Origin of the sequence: Enhygromyxa salina (assembly GCF_000737335.2) — a bacterium.
GTDB classification, from domain to species: Bacteria; Myxococcota_A; Polyangia; order Nannocystales; family Nannocystaceae; genus Plesiocystis; species Plesiocystis salina_C.
Map to the genome: position 1 here is coordinate 1 of NZ_JMCC02000129.1, position 24,126 is coordinate 24,126.

General features: G+C 70.0%; 13 protein-coding genes and 1 pseudogene. 8 read left to right on the forward strand and 6 right to left on the reverse strand.

Annotation, left to right across the window (positions count from 1 at the left end):
- Both DB30_RS35605 and DB30_RS35610 read right to left on the reverse strand, forming a co-directional pair.
- On the reverse strand, positions 1-944 hold a 944-nt coding region (locus DB30_RS35605; protein ID WP_165704092.1), incomplete at its 3' end, for a polyprenyl synthetase family protein.
- The gene (locus tag DB30_RS35610; RefSeq protein WP_052557663.1) at positions 937-1,644 is read right to left on the reverse strand and encodes a GbsR/MarR family transcriptional regulator; all 708 of its coding nucleotides are present in this window, start codon (positions 1,642-1,644) and stop codon (positions 937-939) included. The genes DB30_RS35610 and DB30_RS35605, both read right to left, overlap by 8 nt.
- 224 nt (positions 1,645-1,868) lie before the next feature.
- Here DB30_RS35610 and DB30_RS35615 point away from each other — a divergent pair, with 224 nt between their 5' ends.
- On the forward strand, positions 1,869-3,404 hold the full coding sequence (locus DB30_RS35615; RefSeq protein WP_146662114.1) for a S1C family serine protease: 1,536 nt from the start codon (positions 1,869-1,871) through the stop codon (positions 3,402-3,404).
- Positions 3,405-3,426: 22 nt separating this feature from the next.
- Here DB30_RS35615 and DB30_RS35620 read toward each other — a convergent pair whose 3' ends face one another.
- Positions 3,427-11,157 (reverse strand): tetratricopeptide repeat protein, encoded by a 7,731-nt coding sequence (locus DB30_RS35620; protein ID WP_146662116.1) that lies wholly within the window; start codon positions 11,155-11,157, stop codon positions 3,427-3,429.
- Between the two features lie 216 nt (positions 11,158-11,373).
- Here DB30_RS35620 and DB30_RS35625 point away from each other — a divergent pair, with 216 nt between their 5' ends.
- From DB30_RS35625 to DB30_RS35655, 7 genes are all read left to right on the forward strand, one after another.
- Positions 11,374-12,564 (forward strand): hypothetical protein, encoded by a 1,191-nt coding sequence (locus tag DB30_RS35625; RefSeq protein ID WP_146662118.1) that lies wholly within the window; start codon positions 11,374-11,376, stop codon positions 12,562-12,564.
- A gap of 41 nt (positions 12,565-12,605) precedes the next feature.
- Positions 12,606-15,221, forward strand: a complete 2,616-nt coding sequence (locus DB30_RS35630; RefSeq protein WP_052557671.1) for a [protein-PII] uridylyltransferase family protein — start codon at positions 12,606-12,608, stop codon at positions 15,219-15,221.
- A 126-nt stretch (positions 15,222-15,347) separates the two neighbouring features.
- Positions 15,348-16,556: a tetratricopeptide repeat protein gene (locus tag DB30_RS35635; RefSeq protein ID WP_052557672.1), complete on the forward strand. Its 1,209-nt coding sequence runs from the start codon at positions 15,348-15,350 to the stop codon at positions 16,554-16,556.
- Between the two features lie 110 nt (positions 16,557-16,666).
- Positions 16,667-18,142 (forward strand): IMP dehydrogenase, encoded by a 1,476-nt coding sequence (gene guaB, locus DB30_RS35640; protein WP_052557674.1) that lies wholly within the window; start codon positions 16,667-16,669, stop codon positions 18,140-18,142.
- Positions 18,142-19,734: a glutamine-hydrolyzing GMP synthase gene (gene guaA / locus DB30_RS35645; protein ID WP_276204411.1), complete on the forward strand. Its 1,593-nt coding sequence runs from the start codon at positions 18,142-18,144 to the stop codon at positions 19,732-19,734. The genes guaB and guaA overlap by 1 nt, the downstream gene beginning before the upstream one ends.
- 8 nt (positions 19,735-19,742) lie before the next feature.
- Positions 19,743-20,894, forward strand: coding sequence for a Holliday junction branch migration DNA helicase RuvB (gene ruvB, locus DB30_RS35650; RefSeq protein WP_146662122.1), 1,152 nt, complete (start codon positions 19,743-19,745; stop codon positions 20,892-20,894).
- Between the two features lie 69 nt (positions 20,895-20,963).
- Positions 20,964-21,734 carry a hypothetical protein gene (locus DB30_RS35655; RefSeq protein ID WP_052557678.1) on the forward strand — a complete coding sequence of 257 codons (771 nt, stop codon included), beginning with the start codon at positions 20,964-20,966 and terminating at the stop codon, positions 21,732-21,734.
- Here DB30_RS35655 and dapF read toward each other — a convergent pair.
- From dapF to DB30_RS41920, 3 genes and pseudogenes are all read right to left on the reverse strand, one after another.
- Positions 21,647-22,567: a diaminopimelate epimerase gene (gene dapF / locus DB30_RS35660; protein ID WP_146662124.1), complete on the reverse strand. Its 921-nt coding sequence runs from the start codon at positions 22,565-22,567 to the stop codon at positions 21,647-21,649. The genes DB30_RS35655 and dapF overlap by 88 nt on opposite strands.
- A 21-nt stretch (positions 22,568-22,588) precedes the next feature.
- Positions 22,589-23,569, reverse strand: coding sequence for an AAA-type ATPase lid domain-containing protein (locus tag DB30_RS35665; protein ID WP_165704093.1), 981 nt, complete (start codon positions 23,567-23,569; stop codon positions 22,589-22,591).
- 323 nt (positions 23,570-23,892) lie between these two features.
- Positions 23,893-24,126, reverse strand: a pseudogene (locus DB30_RS41920) (hypothetical protein); the annotation flags it as partial.

The following is a 24,126-nucleotide window of genomic DNA, read 5'->3' on the forward strand; positions in this document are numbered from 1 at the left end:
TCGTCGAGCCCGCCGGCCGCGACCACGCGCTCGACGAGATCCGCGAGGTCATCCTCGTCGACGGGCGGGCCGTCGCGCAGCAGCGCCTCGAGCCGGCCACGCAGGTTGGGCCGGTACTCGCACGCCAAGATCAGCGGCAGCGTCGCCTTGCCTTCACGCAGATCTTGACCGCGGGCCTTGCCCGACTCGTGCACGTCCAGGCTGTAGTCGATGATGTCGTCGGCGATCTGAAACGCGTAGCCAACCTCACGACCGTAGCGGGCCAGCGCCTCGGCCCGCGCGGGCTCGAAGAGGTGGGCGACCGCGGAACACCACGAGATCAGCGCGGCCGTCTTGCGGTCGATGACCATGTAGTAGCGGGCCGTGTCGAACTCCCAGTCGCCGGCGACGTGGAGCTGGGCGACCTCGCCCTCGGCCATGCGGGTGACGGCGTCGGCCATGGTCTGGATCGCCCGCGACTCGCCGAGGTAGGCGACCGCCTGCAGCGCGCGCGCGTAGCAATAGTCGCCCGTGAGCACCGCGAGCCCGTTACCGTAGCGCAGCCGGGCCGCCGGCCGCCCGCGCCGGAACTCCCCCTCGTCGATCACGTCGTCGTGCAGCAGCGTGGCCGTGTGCAGCAGCTCGGCCGCGGCCGCCACGGTGATCCGCTTGTCCGAGCTGTAGCCGGCCGCCTTGGCGGCGAGCAGCGTGACCATGGGGCGAAACCGCTTGCCGCCCGCGAAGGTCAGGTGGCCACCCACCTGGGGGATGATCGCCACGGTCGACTGCAGCAGCTGGCCGAGCGTGGCTTCGACCTCGGCCAGCTCGTCGGCGACGATCGCCATCGCGGAGGCGACAGGCGGCAGCTGGATGTCTGCGGGGCGCACATCAGCCTGCTCCTGATTGTGCGGATCAGGCGTTCGCTCTGGGTCGAGCTTCAGCATTTGCAGGGCCACGTCATGCATCGATTCGGTCATAGATGTCCGGGCCGCGGGCAGCGTCGTGCTCGTCGTCCGCGTCGAGGTCGTGTGGGTCTGAAGGTCCCGCCAAGTGATTTGGCAAGCGGCCCGGCAGCGGAGCTGGGCGGAGCCGTGAGGCGGTGCGTGCGAGGCCGTTGAGGATCGCGCGGATCGGGCTGCGCTCGACGAAGGCCTCGAGGAACGAGCCCCCCATCTCGAAGAAGCCCAGCATGTGCTCGGCTCGCTGCAGCGCGAAGCGGACCCGCTCGTCGTCTTGGTCGGCGTCACGAAGCTGGGCGACCACGCCTTGGGCGGCGACGATGCCCTGCTGCACCCGGGCGGCCTCGCGCTGGCGCAAGACCGCGGTGATCAGCTTGAAGAAGTTGGTCTCGGCCACGTACAGCCGGCCCTCGCGGTGCAGCACGCCCCACTCGAGCAGCGCCGTCATGGTCGTGCTCGCCGAGCCCGCGCTGATCGACAGCCGCGTGCGCACGGTGCTCTGATCCAGCGGCTCGGGCGACATGTACAGCAGGCCAAAGATCCGGCCCATCGTGCGGGTGAAGCCCCAGAACTCTGCGATGTCGCCCATCACGTCGGAGACCTGGTCCTGCGCACGGGCCACCACGTCCGCGTTGGCGTCATCGCCTGCGGCCTGGCCGTTGGGACGGTCAGCTGCGGGGGGCGGGCGCTCGTGGTTGCGAGACATGGGAGGCGGAAATCGCGGAATCTCTGGTGAATCGCCGATCCGTACGGCGTTTTCACACATGCAGTTCATTTCAAAATGAAATGAACTTGGACTCAGAGCGATGTACATCGCGTGGTGAACCAAGTCAATCGGCATTTTTTGCGTGACGTGTGGCCACCCAACTGCGAAGCACGGGACCCAGACAGCCCCTGGGGCTAAGCTCCGACCCACCGACCGTGGCGAGCATGGCCAGCAGCGAGCGAGATGGGCACCCCTTTTGGGTAGCGATGGGAGCAGCCTTCGTTGGCACCCTGCTTGGCGGAGGCGCCGTCTGGCTCGCGCTTCAGAGCCGGCTCGACGCGGTCGAGGCCGAGGTCGCGCGCGGGCGCATGGTGCAGCTGCCCGTTCAGGTGAGCGAGGCCCCCGAGCCTGTCGAGCCGATTGACTCGATCGATCCGGCAGCGAATGTCCCCGCGGTGAGCGACGCCCCGCCGGATCCCGGCGACAGCAGCTTGGTCCGCGCGGTCGAGCGGACCCGGGACAGCGTCGTGACGATCGAGCTGGCGGGCAAGCCAAGCGGCTCGGGGGTCGTCTACGACGCCAACGGCAAGCTGCTCACCAACTACCACGTGATCGAGCGCGTGTTGGGCGGTCGCGGGGGCCAGCTGGTGCTCGGTGACGCCGCGGCGGCCAAGGCGATCTCGGTCCGCTTCGTCGATGGCCGCGTGCGCGCGGCGACGGTGTTGGCTGCAGATCCCGACGAAGACGTGGCGATCCTCAGCCTGCTGCGCGAGCGTGAAGAGGAGCGCTTCGACGCCGCGCCGCTGGGCTACTCCGCGTCTTTGCGCCTGGGCGAGCAGGTGTTTGCGATCGGGTCGCCAGTTGGCTTCGAGGGCACGATCGCCACGGGCATCATCTCGGCGGTCGAGCGCACGGGCGTGCTGGGCAACCGCACGCTGCCGGTCGTGCAGCTCGACGCCGCGATCAACTTTGGCAACTCGGGTGGCCCGCTGTTCAACCTCGCGGGCGAGATCGTTGGCATCACCACCGCGCGCTCGAGCCGTGGCGAGGGCATTGGCTTTGCGATCCCGATCGATCACATCCGCCTGTTCTTGCGCGCGCTCGAGCGTGGCATGCGAGGCCGGTCTGGGGTGATCGGCGTGGTCATCGATCAGCGCCGCGAGATCGCCAAGCAGATCGCCCCGCTCGGCTATCACAGCGGCGTGGCGATCGCGGAGGTCGACCCCGAGCGGGCGGCCGCGCTTGGCGGCATGAAGGCCAACGACGTGATCGTCACGATCCGCGGTCGCCGTCACGACGAGATCGACGCGTCCGAGGCGGGCCGGGCCGCGTTCGCGCAGCTGGTCGGCGACACGATTCGCGCGCTGCTCCCCGGCGAGACTTTGGTCGTGGAGGTCGTGCGCGATGGCGAGCTGGTCGAGCTCGAGATCGTGGTCGAGGCGGCCAGCATCGAGCGCCAGGCCCGGATCGACGCGGAGCTGCTGCTCGGACTGCACCTGACCCCCGAGGGCGACGAGGCGACGATCGTGCAGCCGGTCCGGGGCGCCCCGATCGCCCACGTACCGGGGGTCCACGTCCTGGCAGGCGCGCGGATCGTCAGCCTGTTCGGATACCCGGTCGAGAACGTCCAGCAGCTCGGCGAGCGCTTGAGCATGCTGCGGACCTGGTCCGTCACCGGGCGGCGGCGCAGCATTGCGATCGGGTTCGAGACCGCCGACGGCCGCAGCCTGCTCGCCAACAACTACCCGCTGGCGAAGTAGCGCGGGCTGAGCTCAGCTCAGCTCAGCTAGCTGAGCTCACCTCGGCGAGCAGTTGGTTGGCCGCCTCGAGCTCGGGGTCTTCCTTGTTGGCCCGACGCGCCCAGAACACGGCGCGCTTGGTGTCGCCCTGGATCAGCGAGATCCGGCCCTGCCGCACGAACGACATCGCCCGGGTGATCGGGCACTCGCCCTCCATGAGGGCGATCTGGCGCAGGACCTTCGTCGCCAGATCCCACTGCTCGAGCTCTTCGGCGAGGTCGGCCAGCGCGGCGGCGATGAAGCCGTTTTGCTTGTCGTTGGCGAACGCGTTTTGCAGCATCAACAGCTGGGTCTCGGTGTCGCCACGGGCCTCGGCCAGCCGAGCCTTGCGCAGCTGCAAGGTCGCGAGCTCGGGCGACCGGCCGGCGGGGGCCGCCTCGATCGCGGCGTCGATGATCGCCTCGGCCTCGGCGTACTGCCCGCTCTGGATGTAGGCGTCGGCGAGCAGGCCAACCGTCGCGGCGTCGGTTGGATCGACCTCGAGGATCGCCTGCAAGGGGATCGCGGCGGAGGCCGGATCTTCCAGGTCGAGGTACAGCGAGGCCGCACCGCGGAGCAGCTCGAGCCGCGCCGGCACATCGGTGGCGGCGTCGGACTCTTCGATCAGCAGATCGGCGAGCTCACGCCGGGCGCCGAGCTCGGCGTAGATGACCTGCAGCTCGGCGCGCAAGCTGGCGACCTCGGGCTGCTTGCGACGCGCGAACTCGAGGCCGGACCGCGCTTCACCTGGCTGCTCGAGCGCCCGACATGCCTGCGACAACAACAGCGCCGCCTGGACCTGGGCTTCACCGCTCTCGAGCGCGACGAGCCGGCCGCTGACCTTGACCAAGCCCTCCCAGTTCTCACCCGCGAGCTCGATCTCCCGCAGCTTGTGGAGCGCCTCGAGGTCCTTGCGGGCCCGGTCGACCCACCCCACGAGCAGTTCGCGGGCCTCGTCGTTGGCGCTTCGTGCCTCACGCAGCGCGACCAGGCGCATCGTCGGCCCACGCTCGGCGTCGAGGTTGTCGTCGGCGGCCGCGCCCATGCGCAGGGCCTCGAGCGCGTCCTCGAGCAGCTCGAGCACGGCCTGGCCGTCGAGCAGGAACGCCTGCTCGAGGTCGTCGATCGCCTCGGTGAGCTCGTCGATGCTGCGCCGGACCTTCGAGCGCGCGGTCAGCAGCTGCAGGCGCAGCGCCTGGTCCTCGGTCGACTCGAGCGTCTGACTCAAGGTTGCGATCGCGTCTTGGGCGTGACCGCTGACGCCGAGCGCCGCGGCCAAGTCGATCCGCAAGCGGACGTCATCGGGGTTGACCTCGCTGGCCTCGCGCAACAACGCGATCGCGGCCTCTGGGTCGCCAAGCTGCTCGTGCTGGACCGTCGCGGCCTCGCGCAGCAGCTCGACCCGACGGCTGAGGTCGCTGGTCTGCTCGGCCACGGTCATGAGCATCTTGACCAGCCCGCTCCAGTCGTTGCTGGACCGGAGCGCGCGCTCGAGCCGTTGGCGGACCGCGTCGTCGTTGGGGACCCGTGCGTAGGCCTCTTCGAGCGCCCGCAGCTCGCCCTCGGGTTCGTCCATGGCCGCGCGCAGGTTGGCCAGCTCGATCGCCATGGCCCCGACCTGCTCGTCGCTGGCCCCGGCCAGGCGGCGCTCCATCAGCATCGCGCGCTCGTCCTCGTCGATCTCGTCCTCGCCCCAGTCGAGCAAGGTGCTGATCAGCTCGGGGTCGCTGGGCTGGCTGTCCAGCGCTTGGCGGACGACCATCAGGGCCTCGGTCAGATCATCGGCGCGCAGCCGCTGGGCCAAGTTGATGCTCAGCGCCCGGATCGCCTCGGTGTCGCTGCGACCCTGGGCGGCCATCAGCTGGTTGCGCAGCAGCGCGAGCAGCTCTTCGACGTTGCCGGATCGCTCGAGGTGCTCGGCGAGCAGCAAGTTGGCTTCGGTCTGCTCGGGGTCCTCGAGCAGCGCGTCGTTGAGGATCGTCACCGCGTCGTCGGCCCGGCTGTCGCTGCGCAGGAACGCCCGCGCGAGCTGCATGCGCAGCACGTTGCGATCTTTGGCGTCCTGGATGCCGTCGAGCGTCTCTTCGACGAGGCGCTCGAGCCGGTCGACCTCACCGAGCTGGCTGTACAGGCGGGCGAGTGGCTCCCAGGCGGCGCGGATCGTGGGATCGCGCTCGACCAGGCTCTCGTACAGCTTCACGGCCAGGGTCAGATCACCTTCGGGGTCGCCGGCGACCTCGGCCAATTTTTCGGCGGCAGGCAGGACCTTGGCGAGATCGGCGATCTCGGCGGCCTCGGTCAGCCACTTGACCGCGCCAGCGATGTCGCCGGCTTCGCGGCGGCGCTCGGCGAGCCCGAGCAGCGCCCAGTCGACCTGGGCGAGGCCGTCGATCAAGCTCTCGGACAGCTCGACGGCGCGCAGCATCAGCTCTTCGGACCGATCCCAGTCCTCGAGGCCAAGCGCGAGCTCGACGGCCTCCTTTGCGAGCTCGAGCCCAACCTCGGGCTGACGCAGCCGGTTCTCGAGGCAGTGCAGCAGCACCTTGGGGTCCTCGGAGCGGCGCGCGACCTTCTCGTAGAGCTCGAGCAGCGCATCGTTGGCGCTGTGCTGCTCGCAGGCACGCGAGAGGATCATCGCGGCCCGACCCCAGCGGGCGTCGTCTTCGAGCGCGGCGTTGAGCGCCGCGATGCCTTCCTCGACCGACTCTTCGTCGGACAGGTGGACCTCGGCCATGCGGAACCGTGCGTCGGCGCGGGTCTCGGCTTGATCGGCGCCGAGGTTGGCCAGCCGTTGCAGGAGCTCGACCTGCCGCTCGCTGTCGCCGGTCGACCCGGCGACCCGCGCCTGGGCCCGCCAGACATCGACCTGGCGCACGCCGGTGGCTTCGGCGTCCGCGTAGAGCTCGGCCGCGCGGGCGAAGCTCTCGCGGCTCTCCATCACCTCGCCCAAGCGCAGCAGCAGCTCGCAGCGGACCAGGGCTTCGTCCCCGCGGCGCATCGACGCGAGCCGATCTTCGAGCAGCTTGGCGTAGCGCTCGGTCCGACCCAGACGGATCGCCAGATCTTTGACGGCGTCGTGGAGCAGCGGCGAGCTGGGATCGGTCTCGACGGCCTCGAGCCGAGCCTCGAGCGCTGCGTCGGCGTCGTCGAGGTCATGCTCGTGGACGTCGCCGAGCGCACCCAAGATCTTCGCGCGTCGGCGCGGGGCCTTGACGTTGGCCAGGCGCGTGTCGAGCACGCGCCGCAGCAGCGCGAAGTCGCCTTGCTTGCGCAGCAGCTTCTGCAATTTGGTGGCCTGGCTGTCGTCGCCGGCCACGGCTTCGAGCACCGACTCGTTGAGCTCTTCGACCCGGTCGGGCTCCTGCTTGTCGGCGGCGATCAAGGCGAGCGCGAGGTAGACCTCAGCGGCGTTGACGGGGGCATCTTCGCCGCCGCGGCGCAGGCTCAGCAGCAAGGTCCGGTAGGCACGCTCGGCGCGATCGAGCTGGCCCGCGCTGTGGGCCGTCTCGGCCAGCGCGCGCAGGATCGAGACGTCGCCCGCGGCCATCTTGGAGGCTTGCTCGAGCTGGTCGATCGCCTCTTCGACCTTCTCTTGGGCCAGCGAGACCCGGGCGAGGCGGACATGGACCTCGGCGCGCTGGGCCGAGCGGCGCCGACCGTAGCCCTCGATCAGGGCTTCGAGCAGGGCGCGGGCCTCGTCGAGGCGACCCGCGCCGCGCAGGCCATCGGCGAGCATGACCTTGAGCCGCCGATCATCCGAGGCGAATTCGTGGGCGCGCTCGAGCACCGGCACCGAGAGCTCGGGGGTGCCGAGCTCCTCGTAGAGCTCGGCGGCTTCGCGGGCGTAGGCGACGACGGTGTTGGGATCGCCGACCGCCGTCGCGGCGCTCGCCAGCGTGCGGGCGAGCGAGTCTTTGTCATCGCGCTCGCGGTGCAGGCGGATCAACAGCTTGCGGACCTCGCCGTTGCGGGGGGCCTCTGCGAACGCGGTCTCCAGCACCTGCACGGCCTTCTCGCGCTGTTCAGCGGCGATCCGGGCGCGGGCGAGCTTGAGCAAGATCGCCACGCGCTCGCTCTCGGGGGTCGCCTCGAGCCGCTGCTCGAGCTGCTTGGCCGCCGCGTCGGGCCGATCTTGCTGGGTGTACAGCCGCGCGAGCGCGTCGAGGGCCTGGTTGCTGGGCTCGAGCTCGACGGCCCGGCGGTAGTTGGCGATCGCCTGCTCGGGATCGCCCAACCGCTGCTCGGACAGCCTTGCCGCCCGCAGGAACAGCGCCCCGGCGCCGCCGGTGTCCCCGGCTTCGGAGACCTTGGCGGCCTGTGACGAGAGCACCTCGGCGAGCTCGTCGTAGCGGCCGCGCTGATCGAGCAGCTCGGACAGCGCCGCGACCGACTCGGGGTGACCGGGCGACTCTTCCAGGTTCTCGCGCAGGGTCTCGACCCGACCGCCGCGGGCCTCGAGCACGCCGGTCAGGCGCGAGAGCTCGAGCCGCAGCTCGAGCCGCCGGGTGGTGTCGTGGGTCATCTCGAGCTCGCGCAGGCGCAGGCCGATCAGCTCGGACACGCGGTCTTCCTCTTCGCACAAGGTTGCGACCCGGGCGATGTCTTCGATCAGCGGCTCATCTTCGGCGAGCACACCGGTGTACAGATCAATCGCGCGGCCGGACTCGCCGCTGTGGGCCAGGATCTCGGCGGCGCGGCGGCGCAGGTCGCGAGAGGTCTCGGCGTCGACGGGCAAGGTCGCGCCGTCGAGCAGCAAGCGAACCGCCTGATCGGGCTCGTCGCTGGCGAGCTCGACGAGCCGCTCGAGCGACCAGCGCGCGGCCTCCTCGGGGGTCATCGCGCCCGAGGCAGCGTCGCCGCGCGACCACATGCGCGCGGCCTTGCGATACAGGCGAACCAGGGTCTGGCGAGCCAGCTCGGTGTGCTCGTCGCCCACCTCGAGGCCGATCTTTCCGGCCTCGTGGAGCTGATCCAGATCGTGTTCGGCGAGGGCGTCGAGGCGCAACAGGGTCTCGATCAGATCGGGGCCGGGCGCCTGGCGCTGCAGCCCCGCGAGGAGCGCGAGCGACTCGGGGTGGGTGGGCTCGTGGTCGACACCGCGGCGGGCGGCGGCGGTCGCCTTGGTCATGTCGCCGGTCTTCTCCCACCAGCTCGCAACCATCAGCTCGAGCGTGCGCTGCAGGGTCTGGCGCAGGCTCTGGCCGTACTCGGCGATCGCAGCCTCGAACGCACCGGCGAGCTCGGCGAACGAATCGGTCGCGCTCGCGGCGTTCTCGAGATCACTGATCAGGGTGCCGTCCGGCCGCTCGCGGGCCACGATCACCAGCAACGCCGCGCTCGCGGCCTCGGGGTAGCGACCGGCCTGGGCCGCGCAGCGCGAGACGGCCTCGTGGGCGTCGACGCGACGAGGGTCGGACGAAGCGGCGCCGCCGTAGGCGTTGGTCGCGGCTTCGGGGTCGCCAAGCTGGGTCTCGTGGATCCGCCCAGCCTCGAACAACAGCTGGGCCGATCGGCGCTCGGACAGGCAGGCCTGGGCGCCCAGATCGAACGCGGTCGCGGTCGCGGCCCAGTTGCCGGTCTCCTCGGCGAGCCGCAACAGATCGTGCTCGAGGGCCAGATCTTCGGGGGCGAAGGGCAGGGCGCTACAGAGGATCTCGTGGGCCTTGGCGGCGTCGCCCGCTCGGGTCTCGTAGAGGTTGGCGGACTCGCGGAGCAGCCGGGACTTGTCCTCGGGGGTACCCGCGGCGGCCAGGCGTTGGTCCAAGATCTCGAGCCCGGCTTCCCAGTCCCCGGTGGCCCGGAACGCCCGCGCCAGGGTCTCACCCGCGTGCGGCCCGACCGAGTCGAGGGACAACAGCGCCTGCAGCCCCGCGCGGGCGGGCCCGTCACCGGGCTCGACGCCGAGCGCCAGCGCGTACGAGTGGGCCGCCGCCTCGGGATCGCCAAGGTGCTCGCGCTGGATGTCGCCGATCCGCACGTAGGTTCGCGCGGCGCGGGACCGGCCCTGGCCGGCCGAGCTGCCGAGCAAGGTGGCGAGCTCGGCCCAGCGCCCAGTCTTGGCCATCAAGCCGTCGAGCGCGTCGAGGGTCTCGGCCTCGTCGCCAAAGCTCTCGCGGACCTCGAGCCAGGTGTTGGTGGCGTCGGCGTCGCGCCCGAGCCGATCCGCGAGGATCCGCGCGGCCCGGATCAGATCGGCGCGGCGCTGCTGGGCGAGCACCGGCGAGGCCGCGCGCTTCTCGAGCGCCTCGACCAGCTGCTCCCACCGCTCGTTGGTCTCGAGCAGCTCGACGAGCGCGTCGCGGGCTTCGAGGTCATCGGGGTCGACCTCGAGCCGCCGGTTCCAGTTGGCGAGGGCCCGATCGGCTTGGTCGAGCCGCTCGGCCAGGCGCGCGGCCTCGCCCAAGATCGTCTTGCGAACGGCCGAGACCCGCTCGAGCCTGGCGAGGGTCTCGAGCACGTCGAGCCGGCGGATGTCTTCGCCCGAGCCGGCGAGCAGCTCCGCGAGGCCATGGGCGGCCGCGAGCGCTGCGCTCTGCTCGGGCTCTTCCGACTCGAGCACGCGCGAGTACAGGTCCGCGGCCGTGTCCTTGTCGTCGAGCAGATCGCGGTACGCGTGGGCGGCCTCGATCAGCAGGGTCGTTCGCTGCCCGCCCTCGCTGGCCTCGGCCGCCGCGACGAGCGAGGCCGCGTGCAGATCGTGCTGGCCCGAGCGCTCGGCCAGCTGGCGCAGCTGCTTGCGGGCGTCGGCGTCGCCCGGATCGATCGTGAGCAGGGCGCCGTAGTGCTGCATCGCGCGAGCGTCGTCGCCGGCGATGCCAAGCCGGCTGCCAAGCTCGCGGTACAGGGCGGCCCGCTCCTCGTCGTTGACGAAATTGAGCGCGCGCTCGAGCACGCGGATGACGTCTTCGGGGCGCTCGGCCGCGTCGTAGTTCTTGCGCAGCAGCGACAGCGCGCGACGACGCAACGGCAGCCCCGCGCTGGCATGCTCGAGCAAGCGCTCGAGCTGTGCGCACGCGTCGGTGTGGCCGGCGCTCTCTTCGAGCAAGGCCTCGATCTCGTCGAGGGCCTGCTGCGGATCATCGAGCTTGTCGAGGTAGCAAGCCGCGATCTCGACGCGAAGCTCCCGGGCCTCGAGCGACGACAGCTGCGGCAGGCGACCCCGCCACAGCTCGATCAGATCCCGCCACCGCTCCTGGCGCTCGAGCAAGCGCGCCAGCGAGGCCTCGAGCTTGGTGTTGCCGCGGTCGAGCTCGAGCTGCTTGACCATGTAGTCGGCCGCGCGCTCTTGTTGATCCGCGAAGTCCTTGGCCACGTGGGCCGCGTCATCGAGCAGGCGCTTGCGCGTGGACTTGTCGGTCGTGACCGCGAGCGTGCGGTCGTAGACGCTCAAGAGTTGATCCCACTCCTCGGCCGCCGTGAGGGTGACCGTGAGCCGGTCGAACGCCCAGGTCGCCTCGGGGTCACGCGTGATGATGCTGGTCAGGAGCTCGGTGATGACCGTGGGGTCTTCACCAAACCACTCTTCGTGGAAGTTGACCGCACGCTCTGCGAGGGGGCCCGTGATGTCGCGGTCGAGCCCGCGCCCGAGCAGATCTCGGTAGAGAGCAGCGACATCTTCGGGTCGCTGGAGGCTCTCGGCGAGCTCCTCGAGGTGGTCCCACGCGTCGTCGCTGTCGGGGGCGTTTTCAGCGGCGCGCATTGCTGCTGCAAAGGACTGCTCGGTCTTCGAGGTCATGCTGTCAAACTCCGTTCCACCGGACCCGACAGGGCCCCGTCATGGAGCGAAAGTGTATCAGGGGCGGGCTCGGCACCGGTCGGGAAATCGGCCCGAAACTCCGAACAATCCACTGCTAGCGCGGGCAGGTAGTCACGGCACCCACCTAAAAGACCCCGCCAAGACTGGTCTTGGGATCGATTCAGGCGCTGGCCTGCGGCTGTTACTCTTCGCCTGGTGCGAACGCCCGGACTCTCGGCCTTGCTGGGCTGTGCCCTCGCGTGCTCGGGGCCCCCGGGCGCACACGAGCCCGAGCCCGAGCCCGACAACTCGCAGGCGTCCGTCCACGTCGATCCAGCGCCCGCGCCATCCTTTGAGACGCCGAGTGAGACGCCGAGCGACCACGCCGCGGATCCGTTGCTGGCCCGTGTGCGGGGGCAGATCCGAGGCGGGCGGGCGCCGGCCGAGCTCCGCCGTGAGCTGCTCGAGTCTGGGGATCCCGATCACCGGCACGCGGGTCGGCTGCTGCAGGCGATCGCCGACGAGGCGCCCGAGCCCGTGCTGACGCGCGCGGGTGGAGTGGGCCGGGTCGAGCGACCGACTGGGCCTGATCCGACTGGGCCTGATCTGACTGGGCCTGATCCGACTGGGCCTGATCCGACTGGGCCCGAGCCCGTCGGCCCCGAGCCGGTTGGCCCCGACCCGGTCAAGCCCGAGCCAGTTGGCCCCAAGCCGGTTGCTGAGCCGATTGGCCCCGACCCAGTTGGGCCCACCGAGCTTGCTCGACCCGATCCGACCGGACCCGGGCCAAGCCGGCCGGGCCAGGAAGATCCGCCAGCGCCGGGCCCCGTCCCGACGAAGCTCGCAGCGACTTCGGCGCTCGACGTCGACACCTACGACCCGCCCCCCAAGCTGTCGAGCCTGCCCAAAGACGGACCCGTGCGGGCGTGGTTCGACGCGGGGTTGACCGCGCTCGAGCCCGAGCCGACCGGGGATCTTGGTGAGCCCGAGATCGCCAGTGAGCGCCTGTTCGGTCCCGAGCTGCTGCTGCTGCGCGAGCGACCGCCGGTCGTCGCGGCGCCCCAGACGGATCACGACGCTGGCCCACGCTTGGTGATCCTCACCAGCATGTCGCTGCGCGCGGACGCCTCTGGTGATGCGATCGTGCTCGAGATGAGCGGCGCGGGGCCGGCTGCGCTGGCGTTCACGCCCCGCAGCTCGACGCACGTGCGCGTGAGGATCTTGAACGCGGGCGCGGTACCGAGTTTTCTCGCCGCTCGCCCGACGCGGCCGGAGCTCGAGGTCGTCGAGGTCACGCGCCGCGGCACGACCGTGGAAGTGGAGATCGAGTTCGGCAGCGAGTGGTCGTTGATCGGCGCCGGGCGCCTCGCCAACGGCGCGAGCGTCCGCTTCGAGCGTCGGCGCTGACTGGTTCGCCCGAGCTGAAACCATCCTACACTCGCGGCGGCATGAACCTCGCCAACGAGCATGAGCAGCCAATCGCGCCGCTGCGCGAGGCGTTGGCGCTGGCGCGGCAGTCGCTGCGCGCCGCGGTCACCGAAGGCGAGCCCGGCGGCGCGCTGCTGCACCGCTACAGCGAGCGGATGCTCGAGCTGATCACCCCCGGGGCCGCGCAGGCGGTCGGGCGCGCAGGCACCGAGTTCGGCAAGCTGGCGATCGTGGTGGTCGGTGGGCTCGCCCGCGGCGAGCACTGCCCCCACAGCGACCTCGATCTGACCGTGGTGTGCACCGAGCCCGGCCACGAGGGCGACGAGGTGTTTGGCGGCTGGATCCGCGATCTCACCCATCCGCTGTGGGACGCGGGCCTGCGGCCGGCCACGACCGTCCAGAGCCCCGAGGCGTGGTTGGCGGCCGCCGCCGAGGATCTGAGCCTGTGTACGGCCCTGCTCGACATGCGCTTCGTCGCCGGAGATCGCCAGATGGTCGACGAGCTGGCCAGCGAGGCCCACCGACGATTCTTTGGAGCCCAGCGCGCGGCGTTCTTGCAGCGTCTGCTCGACGAGATGGAGCTGCGCAAGCGTCGGTACGGCGCGACCGTGTACCAGGTCGAGCCCGATCTGAAGTTCGGCCCGGGCGGCACCCGCGACCTGTCGATCTTCGAGTGGGCGCTGATGGCCCGGCGCAACACGCCCGAGCCTTGGGACCCCGCCACGGTGATCAAGGCGATCCGCGCCAGCGGGGTCCCGCGCCGGGTCGCGCGGCTGCTCGGCGACGCGCGAGACACCATGCTGCGGCTGCGCGCGGCCCTGCACCTGGTCGCCGGGCGCACCCAAGATCGCCTCAATTTTCAGTACCAAGAGGGCATCCCGTCGATGCTCGGGTTCCCCGATCTCGCCGAGCACCCCGCCGACGCCGAGCTGGTCGCCGCGATCGAGGCGTGCATGCAGGACTACTATCGCAGCGCCCGCGACGTGCTGCGCTACGGCAGCCGGGTGTTCTCGCGCTGTCAGCCCCCGCGGGCCCTGGCCGAGCTCGACGTGCGGATCGACGAGCGCTTCCACATCGTCGATCGCCGGTTGCGGCACTACGGCAAGGACCCGTTCGCCGACACGCCGGTGCTCGGGCTCGAGGCCCTGGCGATCGCGCGTGATCTCAACATCGGCCTGTCGGGCCCCACGCTCGACGCGATCGTCGAAGCCGCGATCGCCATCTCCGAGGGCGACACCCGCCTCGCCGACGACCCCGAGGCCCAGCAGCGCTTCTTGGATCTGCTCGTCGACCCCAGCGACGTCGGCAGCCCAACCCCGGTCGAGCTGTGTCACGAGGTTGGCCTGCTCGAGCGCGTGATCCCAGAATTCTCGCCCTCGCGTGGGCGCATGCAGCACGAGGGCTTTCACGTCTACACCGTCGATCAGCACAGCATCTATGCGGTCGAGTTCCTCAAGGCGATCGCCCGCGGTGACCATCGCAAGGACTTCACGATGGCGACGGCGGTCCACCTGGGGATCAGCGATCCGCGCCCGCTGTACCTGTCGACCCTGCTGCACGACGTTGGCAAGGCGTTCGGCGATCAGCTGGGGGAGGGGGCCCGGATCGCCGCGCTCGCGGCCGGGCGGGCCGGGCTCGGAGCCGAGGTCGCAAGCCGCTGCGAGTTCTTGGTCGCCGAGCACCAGACCATGCCGATGCTCAGCCAAAAACGCGATCTGACCGACGCGCTGCTGGTCCGGGACTTCGCCGAGACCGTTGGGGATCGCCGGACCCTCGACGAGCTGTACTTGGTCAGCCTCGCCGACATGGCCAACGTCTCGCCGGAGTACCTGACCAGCTGGAAGCTGACCTTGCTCGACGAGCTGTACCTTCGCACCGCCGCCGAGTTCGCCAAGCAAGGCCGGCGCGAGACCTCCGCTCGGCGCCCGCGACCGGACGAGCCCGAGGGCTTGCCGCCCCGCTACTACAGCCTGTTCGATCAACACTTGCGCCGCCACCATCGGCGCCTGCTCGACGAGCTGCGCAGCAGCGAGACGACCACGCTGGTCGACGTCGCCGAGGGCTCGGGGGCGATGCGGCTGACCGTGGTCACCCACGATCACCGCGGCCTGCTCGCCACGCTCACTGCAGGCTTCGCGGATCTCGGCCTCGAGGTCGTCGCCGCCGACGTGTTCTCGGTCCCCTTCGAGCCCCGGATCGCGCTCGATGTGTTTCGGGTGGTCTCCCGGGATCCTAGCCACCAGCGCCCGCTCGAGGCCGAATTCGCAACGATGATCCAGGCCCACCTGGCCGAGCGGCTCGCCCGCGCGCCAACTGGCGCCTCGCTCCGCGAAGCCTTGCCGCCGCTGCCCAACCGGGCCCGCGGTCGCCAGCGCGGGGCCGCGACCAAGGTCCGGTTCTCCGAAGACCCGGCCGCGACCCGAACCATCGTCGACGTCGAGACGATCGAGAACCCTGGAGTCGCCGCCCGCATCTCTCGCTCGTTCGCGGCGCTCGGGCTCGACATCGAGATCGCCCGGATCAACACCGAGATGCGCCGGGTCGACGCCGTGTTCTACGTCAGCAAGCTCGACGAGCAGCAGCGCAGCGAGCTGGCCAAGGCGATCCGAGCCAACCTGCGCACGCGTCGACGCTGAGCGGCCGCGCCAAGCCTGTCGGCATGCGATCGCACGCGACGGGGTCTGACCGTCCGTGGTAGATCCAAGCTCGCCATGCCGACCATGCCCGCCGAGCCCACCCGTTCTTCGCTCTGTGCTCGCTGGGTGTCTCGCCAATCGACGCTGAACCTGAACCTGATCGTGGTCATGGCCGTCGCGCTGGGCGCCCCGGCGCTGCTGGGCTGTGACGAACCAACAAACAACCCCGAGGAGATCCACGACGAGCTCGGCGACGGCAAGCTCGACGGGAGCGGGCCCGGCGGGATCGGGGGGATCACCGATCGAATGACCAAGGCCGATCCCAAGGTCGTCGAGGCCGAGGCGCTGCTCGCCAAGGGCAAGGCCGCGCAGGCGCTCGAGCGGATCGACGCGGCGATCGCAGACAACCCAAGCAACGCGCGCTACTACTTCGTCCGCGGCAACGCGCTGACCTACCTCAACCGCGACGACGAGGCCACGGTCGCGTACACGAAGGCGATCGAGATCGACGCGGATGATCCACTGCCCCACGCCGCGCTCGGCCAGCTCATCGCGTTCCACGACGGCGCGACCGCGGCGGACAAGCAGCGCGCCGTCGACCACTTCCAGACCGCGCTGAAGCTCGATCCCAAGCTGGCGCCCGCGCATCAGTCGCTCGGCGTCGTGTTGATCGCCCTCGAGCAGCACCAGCTCGCCGTCGAGGCGCTCGAGAACGCGAACCGCCTGGCCCCCACCGCCGAGACCGCCTACCTGCTCGCGCAGGTCCACGGTGAGCTCGGCAACCTGCAACAGGCCGTGGGCTACGCCAAGAGCGCGGTCGAGTACGAGCCCGAGGTCAGCGGCGTCGATCTGCGCCTGCTCTACGCCCGGCTGCTGCTCTCGAACGGCCAGGCCGACGACGCGGCCCGCGAGTTCGAGCAGGTCGCCACGTTGGCCCCGGACTCGCCGCCGCTGCGGCTCGAGGTCGCGCGGGGGCTGCTCGAGCTCGGCCAGCCCGACGCCGCCATGGTCCACATGCAGTGGCTGATCGAGACCGTCCCCAACGAGATCCCGGTGCTCGTCAACCACGGCCGGATCCTCGTCGCGCAGGGCAAGCCCAAGGACGCGGTCGCGCGCTTCGACGAGGCCCTGGCGATCGAGTCCGACTCGCGCGCGGCGCTGACCTACAAGATCGAGGCCCTGGTCGCCGCCAAGCGCTGCAAGGACGCGCGCGCGGGCTTCGGCGTGCTGACCAAGGCGCTGGGCTGGACCGCCGCGGACGTGAAGGCCGCCAAGCCCGACGCGCTGCCGCGCGCGTTGATCAAGGCCCAGGGCTACCTGTCTGGCTGCAAGTAAGCGCGTTGACGAACCCACGGTGCGCCCAGCGCCCACCTATTGCATCCGCGGGTCGGGCCCGATACACCCCCGGAATCAGTCGCTGCGCACCCGCGCAGCCGAGGCCCAACATGCCGAGCAGCTCCGAGATTCGTGACGCCCTGACCTTCGATGACGTGCTGCTCGAGCCGGGCTACAGCGAGGTGCTGCCCCGCGACGTCGACGTGAGCACCCGCCTGACCCGGGGCATCTCGCTCAAGTCCCCGCTGCTCTCGGCCGCGATGGACACGGTCACCGAGGCCGAGACCGCGATCGTGATGGCGCGGATGGGCGGGATCGGCATCGTCCACAAGAACCTCACGATCGAGCAGCAAGCTCGGGAGGTCCGCAAGGTCAAGAAGTCGGAGTCGGGCATGGTCGCCGACCCGCTCACGATCAAGCCCGACTCGACCCTGCGCGAGGCCCTGCGGCTGATGGAGCAGCACGGGTTCTCGGGCCTGCCGGTCGTCGAGAACCCCGGCACCCCCAGCAAGCCGCTGGGGATCCTGACCAGCCGCGACGTGCGGTTCGAGACCAACCTCGATCAGCAGGTCGCCGACGTGATGACGAAGGCCGTGATCACGGTCCCGCAGGGGATCGCGCCCGGCAAGGCCCGGCTGATCCTGCACCAGCACCGGATCGAGAAGCTCCTGGTCGTCGACGCGATCGGCAACCTGCTCGGGCTGATCACCGTCAAGGACATCCTCAAGTCCGACAGCTACCCCTCGGCCAACAAGGACTCCGACGGGCGCCTGCGCGTGGGCGCGGCGGTCGGGACCTCGGCCGACACCATGGAGCGGGTCGCGGCGCTCGAGGCCCAGGGCGTCGATGTGATCGTGATCGACACCGCGCACGGGCACAGCCGCGGCGTCATCGATGTCGTCAAGGCGGTCCGCGCCGAGTACCCCGACCTGCAGCTGATCGCGGGCAACATTGCGACGGCGGCCGCGTTCACGGCGCTGGTCGAGGCCGGCGTCGACGGGGTCAAGGTTGGGATCGGGCCCGGCTCGATCTGCACGACCCGGGTGGTCGCGGGCGTTGGCGTGCCGCAGGTCAGCGCGATCATGGACGTCGCCCGGGCCTCAAAGCTCACCGACGTGCCGATCATCGCCGACGGCGGCATCAAGTACTCCGGCGACGTGGTCAAGGCGCTCGCCGCAGGCGCGGACTCGGTGATGATCGGCAGCTTGCTGGCCGGCACCGACGAGGCCCCGGGCGAGCTCGTGCTCTACCAGGGCCGCTCGTACAAGGTCTATCGCGGCATGGGCTCGATCGGCGCGATGAAGGCCGGCTCGAAAGATCGCTATTTTCAGTCCGCGGTCGAAGAAGAGCGCAAGCTCGTGCCCGAGGGCATCGAGGGCCGCGTGCCGTACCGCGGGCGCCTGACCGACAGCCTCTACCAGCTCCTGGGTGGCCTGCGCTCGGGCATGGGCTACGTCGGCGCGGCGACGATCGCCGAGCTGGCGACCAAGTCCGTGTTTCGTCGGATCACCAGCTCGGGCCTGCGCGAGAGCCATGTCCACGACGTGATCATCACCAAAGAAGCGCCCAACTACCGGATGGAATGATGAAACACGAGACCCTGCTGGTTCTGGACTTCGGCTCCCAGGTCACCCAACTGATCGCCCGCCGGGTCCGCGAGCTCGGCGTGTTCGCCGAGATCCTGCCCTACGACGCCCCGCTCGAGCTGCTCCGCAGCCACGCGCCCAAGGGCATCATCTTGTCCGGCGGGCCGTCATCGATCTACGACGAGGGCGCCCCGCGGCTGGCCCCCGAGGTGCTCGCGTGGTGCCTGAACGGCGAGCGACCGGTGCTGGGGATCTGCTACGGGATGTTCGTGATGGTCGACGGGCTTGGCGGCAAGGTCCGGCCCGCGTCCGAGCGCGAGTTTGGCCACGCGATGATCACCGTCGACGCGGCCAAGGGCCCGATGGCCGAGATCGCCGCAGACGGCCCCACCCAGATCGGCCACGAGGAGCCGGTGTGGATGTCCCACGGCGACGAGGTCGAGTCGCTGCCGGCCGGGTTCGAGACGGTCGCCCACTCGCGCAGCTGCGCCCACGCGGCGATCTACGCCGCGCACAAGTCGGCGACGGGCGGCCACGGCATGTGGGGTGTGCAGTTTCACCCGGAGGTCACCCACACCCGCCGCGGGTCGGCGCTGCTCGGGCAGTTCTTGGATCTGTGCAGCTTCTCGCGCGACTGGAGCATGGGCGTGTTCGTGGAAGAGGCCGTCGCCCGGATCCGCGAGCAGGTCGGCGACACCGGCACCGTGATCTGCGGGCTCTCGGGTGGCGTCGACTCTTCGGTCGCGGCCGCGCTGGTCGAGCGTGCGATCGGCGAGCGCCTGCACTGCATCTTCGTCGACAACGGGCTGCTGCGAAAAGCCGAGCGCCAGCAGGTCGAGGCCATGTTCTCGGGCCGCCTGCACAACCCCTTGGTCGTCGCCGACGCGGGCGCGCTGTTTCTCGCGCAGCTCGAAGGCGTCACGGATCCCGAGGTCAAGCGCAAGCGGATCGGCGCAACCTTCATCGAGGTGTTCGACGAGCGAGCAAACGCCCTCGGTGGCGCCGACTACCTGGTCCAGGGCACGCTGTACCCCGACGTGATCGAGTCGGTCAGCGCGCGCGGCCCCTCGGCGACGATCAAGACCCACCACAACGTCGGCGGGCTGCCCGAGCACATGAAGATGGGCGTGGTCGAGCCGCTGCGCGAGCTGTTCAAGGACGAGGTCCGCCAGCTCGGCCTGCACCTCGGCCTGCCCGAGTCCATGGTCTGGCGGCATCCGTTCCCCGGCCCTGGGCTGGCCGTTCGGGTGCTCGGCGAGGTCACCGAGGCGCGCTGCGCGGTGCTCCGCGAGGCCGACGCGATCATCATCGAAGAGGTGGTCAAAGCCGGGCTGTACCGCGACCTGTGGCAGGTGTTCGGCGTGCTGCTGCCGGTCCAGTCCGTGGGGGTCATGGGCGACGCCCGGACCTACGAGAACGCGCTGGCGGTCCGCGCCGTGCAGAGCGTCGACGCGATGACGGCTGACTGGGCGCACCTGCCTTACGAGCTGCTTGGCACGATCAGCAACCGGATCATCAACGAGGTCCGCGGGATCAACCGGGTCTGCTACGACATCTCGAGTAAGCCGCCAGCGACGATCGAGTGGGAGTAGGGTAGGGCATGGCCCGAGTGCGGCACCATGACAGCGACGGCGACGGTGACGGCGACGACGACGCCAGCCGCGACGCGACGATCTCCGCCGCCCGCAGCCCCTCGATCGGCCTGCTCGACGGCCAACGCCGCGCCCGCGATCGTGACCAGGACCAAAACTGGGCCCTGCGCCCGCGCACCTTCGAGGAGTACATCGGGCAGGTCGCCCTGATCGACAAGCTGCGGATCTACGTGCAGGCCGCCCAGCTGCGAGGTGAGCCCCTCGATCACGTGCTCTTGCACGGGCCGCCGGGGCTCGGCAAGACCACGCTCGCGCAGATCATCGCGCATGAGATGGGCGTCGCCCTGCACACGACCTCGGGGCCGGCGGTCGAGCACAAGGGCGTGCTCGCGGGCCTGCTGACCGGGCTTGGCGAGGGCGAGGTCTTGTTCATCGACGAGGTCCACCGGCTCAGCCCCACCGTTGAAGAGAGCTTGTACTCGGCGATGGAAGACCGCCGGATCGACATCGCCGTCGGCGAGGGCTCGTCGGCGATCACTCACTCGATCAGCCTCGCTGGGTTCACGCTGGTCGGGGCCACGACCCGCACCGCGCTGCTCAGCGCGCCGCTGCGCGATCGCTTCCACATCGTCGAGGGCCTGCGCTTTTACGCCGACGACGAGCTCGCCACGATCGTCGGCCGCAGCGCCGCGATGCTCGGTCTGCCCGCGACCGATGAAGGTGCGTTCGAGATCGGCCGACGCAGCCGCGGCACCCCGCGGATCGCCAACCGCCTGACCCGTCGGGTCCGCGACTTCTCGCAGGTCGCCGGCCACCAGCAGATCACCCGCGAGGACGCGGCCCGGTTCCTCGACAACCTCGAGGTCGACGGTGAGGGCCTCAACGCGATGGATCGCCGGATCCTCGACACCATGTTCGAGCTGTTCTCGGGCGGCCCGGTCGGCGTCGACGCGCTCGCGGCCAGCATTGGGATGCCGCGTGACACGATCGAGGACGTACACGAGCCGTTCTTGCTGCAGCGGGGGTTCTTGGTTCGGACCCCGCGCGGCCGCATGACCACCGCCAAGGCAGCTGGCCACCTCGGGCTCCCGGATCCGCATCGCCGCGAGCGCGGTCGCAAGCGCGGCAACGACGACGACGACCAGTCCTCGCTGTTCTGAGCGCGCAGCGCTCACTTCGCCGTCTGCCAGGCATTTACCCACCCGCGGTCCTCGGGGTACACGACCTGCGTGAGCGATGACGACGAGCGGTCCGCCAAGCCGGACGCGAGCCTGGCCGTGATCCCGCCGGCCCGCGCCCCGACCCGCCCCGCGCCGCGCCACTACCACGTCGCGCTCACCCCCAAAGAAGTGCTCGAGCGCCTGGCCGAGCAACAGGGGGTCAAGGCCTACGAGACGGCGATGATGCCCGACTTTGGCGGGCTGATCGAAGACGCACAGTACACCCTCGAGCTCGGCGAGCCCGAGTTCACGATGCACTGCGGACCCCCTGCCGCGCGCGGGCAGTCGGCGACCGGCATGATGCGGCTGTTGTATCTGCGCGGTCGCATGATCGCGACCGAGGCGGGCACCCGCATCGAGGTGCGCTTCGCCTACCGCCGGCCGCGCTGGGCGTTGCAGCGGTGGGTTGGGTTCTTGGCGCTGGGGGGCCTGGGTCTGTTGTGGGTGCTGATCGGGCCCGGGATCATCGCCAAGAAGGCGATGCTGTACGGCGCGCTGCTGCTGGTGCTAGGCCCGGTCCTCGTCCACGACCTTCGCCGCGCCGATCGGATCGAGGAGCAACGCCTCGCGCTGCTCAACCTGATCGAGCACACCTTTGGCGCGATCCAGATCGATGACGCGACCCCCGACGCGCCATACCGACGCCGGGCGCTGGATCGGGCGCCCGGCGATCCTGTCGACGACGATGACGACTACGACGATGATGAAGACGACGACGATGACGTCGACGACGACGACGATGACGTCGACGCATCGTCGATCGTGCCCAAGAACACCTGACGACAGGGCCCGCGCATCACGACCTCGGCCGTGGGGTCGCTGGGCACCGTGATGTACAGGTTGCCCCCGGGCAGCGCGACGCGGATCGGCGCGTCGGTTGGCGCGAGGCCCTCGCGCGCAGCCGCGACCGCGGTCGCGCACGCACCGGTCCCGCACGCGTGGGTGATGCCCACGCCCCGCTCCCACACCCACAGCTCGATCGACGCGGGCCCGTCGACTCGGTCGACCCGCGCGAACTCGACGTTGGTCTTGGCGGGTGCGTACGCAGCGTCGAGCTCGACGGCGGGGCCCAGCGTCCGCGCGAGGGCCTCGGGATCCTCGGCCGCGGCCACAAAACACACAGCATGGGGATTCCCGAGCGAGACCCCGACGTAGCGCCTGCCGCCGCCTGCCTGCGGCGATTGAGTCCCCAGCAGCGTGGCCGCGCCCATCTCGACGCTGACCTCGGTCGTGTCATCGGGGCCCGCGCTGACTTGGCACCGACGCGGGCCCGCGTCCGTGTTGATCACGACCACCGCCGTATCGCGCGGCCGCTGCCCCGCCACGAACGCAGCCACGCAGCGCAGCCCGTTGCCGCACATCTCGGGCCGCGAGCCATCAAAATTGACGACGATCATCGCGGCCGCAGCGGCGCCAGACCCAGGCCCCACCAACAGCACGCCATCCGCGCCGATCCCCCTTCGTCGGTCACACAGGCGCGCCGCGTGAGCACGTGCCCACGCGACATCCCGGTCGAGCTCGGCGGGGTCCCGATCACGCAGGTCGAGCAGGATGAAGTCGTTGCCGAGCCCCTCGACCTTCACGAACGCGACCGGAGCCATCTCGTGGAGCATGCGGGCGAACCCGAGCGTCGGTCAAGCCGTGGTCGACGTGCTCGACTCGTTCGTGACGCGAAGATCGTTGAGCCCAAACTTCTCCAGCTTGCGGCGCAGCGCGTGGCGGGTGATCCCAAGCAGCTCCGAGGCTCGCACCACGCGGCCGCCAGCGAGCTTGAGCGCCAGCCGCAGCGCCTGAATCTCGATCTCGCGCAGCGACGAGCCCGGCAGCCGGATCACGAGCTCGGACTCCTCTGTCGCCGCCAGCGGCGAGTCTTCGCCCAGACCCCAAAATGACTCGCCCGTGACCCAGTCGCCCGTGCTGCGGAGCACCGCTTGCTCGACCATGACCTGAAGTTCGCGAACGTTGCCGGGGAAATCGTGGGCTTCGAGCTTCGAGAGCGCTTGCGGGGAGATGCCGCGGATCGATTTGTCGTAGCGGCGCGCCGCTTCGTTCGCGAAGTGGCGGGCGAGCTCCTGAATGTCGATCCCGCGATGCCGCAGCGCGGGCACCGAGACCACCGAGCCGCCCGCGCGCGCGAGCAGCTGGGCGTGCAGGGTCGAGCTGCCGCGGATCTGGTCGGCGCTGCGCTTGGAGATCAGCACCAGGGCGCAGACCAGCTCGACACCCTGGCACCCGAGGATCTCGAACAGCCGCGCCAACGCAGGTTCTTCGGCGCGGTCCCAATTGCGCAGCACGAGGGTGCCGGGCGTCCGGGCCGGGTTGCTGGACAGCCCGCGAGCCCGCGCCGCGATCACCCGGATCACACGATCGAGCTGGCTTTTGAGGGTTGGATCGTCGCTGTCGAGCACCAACAGGGGATTGCCCGATCGACTGCTGCACCGGTGGATCCACTGCGCGACCCGGAGTTTGCCCGCGCCCGCGTCGCCGTGGATCGCAACAACCGCAGATCCCTCGCTGCCAACGTGGGTCGCGCGCGAGCGCAGCCGCTCGATCGCCACAGACTGTCCGGCCAGCCAGCTCTCGGCCGCCTCGGCCAGACCACTGCGGCCTGGCACCACCTGCGTGTGAAATTCGATCTGTGACAATCCACTTCGGGGTGCGGTCCACACTTCCAGCGACGTATCCGGCATATCGTTCTCCTTCGCCTCGATCACGCGGGCAATCACGCACCGCGCTAGGGGTCACCTCATTCGTATCAGCAAACCCCGGTGAGACTGCAAGCAAAATATCAGTGCACTATGGATCAGTTGCGGCACCCAGAAGCGCGATACCGAGCGCTTGGATGCGTCTGTATGGCCTCCCAGAAGCAGAAAGGGGCGGCCAGATGGCCACCCCTTTCTAAAAACGGCGTTTTCCGAATGAGTGTACTTTGGGCCAATTACTGGTCGTTCGGCCCATTGGCCGAACTATCGTCACTCGGTTTTTTATCGTCGAGTGGTGCATTCTGTAGGCTTTCTTTGCCACCCTGTAGCGAATCGCCACGGTCGTCATCGGGCGAATCGCCACGGTCCGCATCTGGATCCGCGTCCATTGCGTTGGCGTCCCGATCGGCAGGCACCGCCTCGACGGGGGCGGCGTCGGCGTCGGCGGGCGCCGGGCCGGGCGCCGGGGC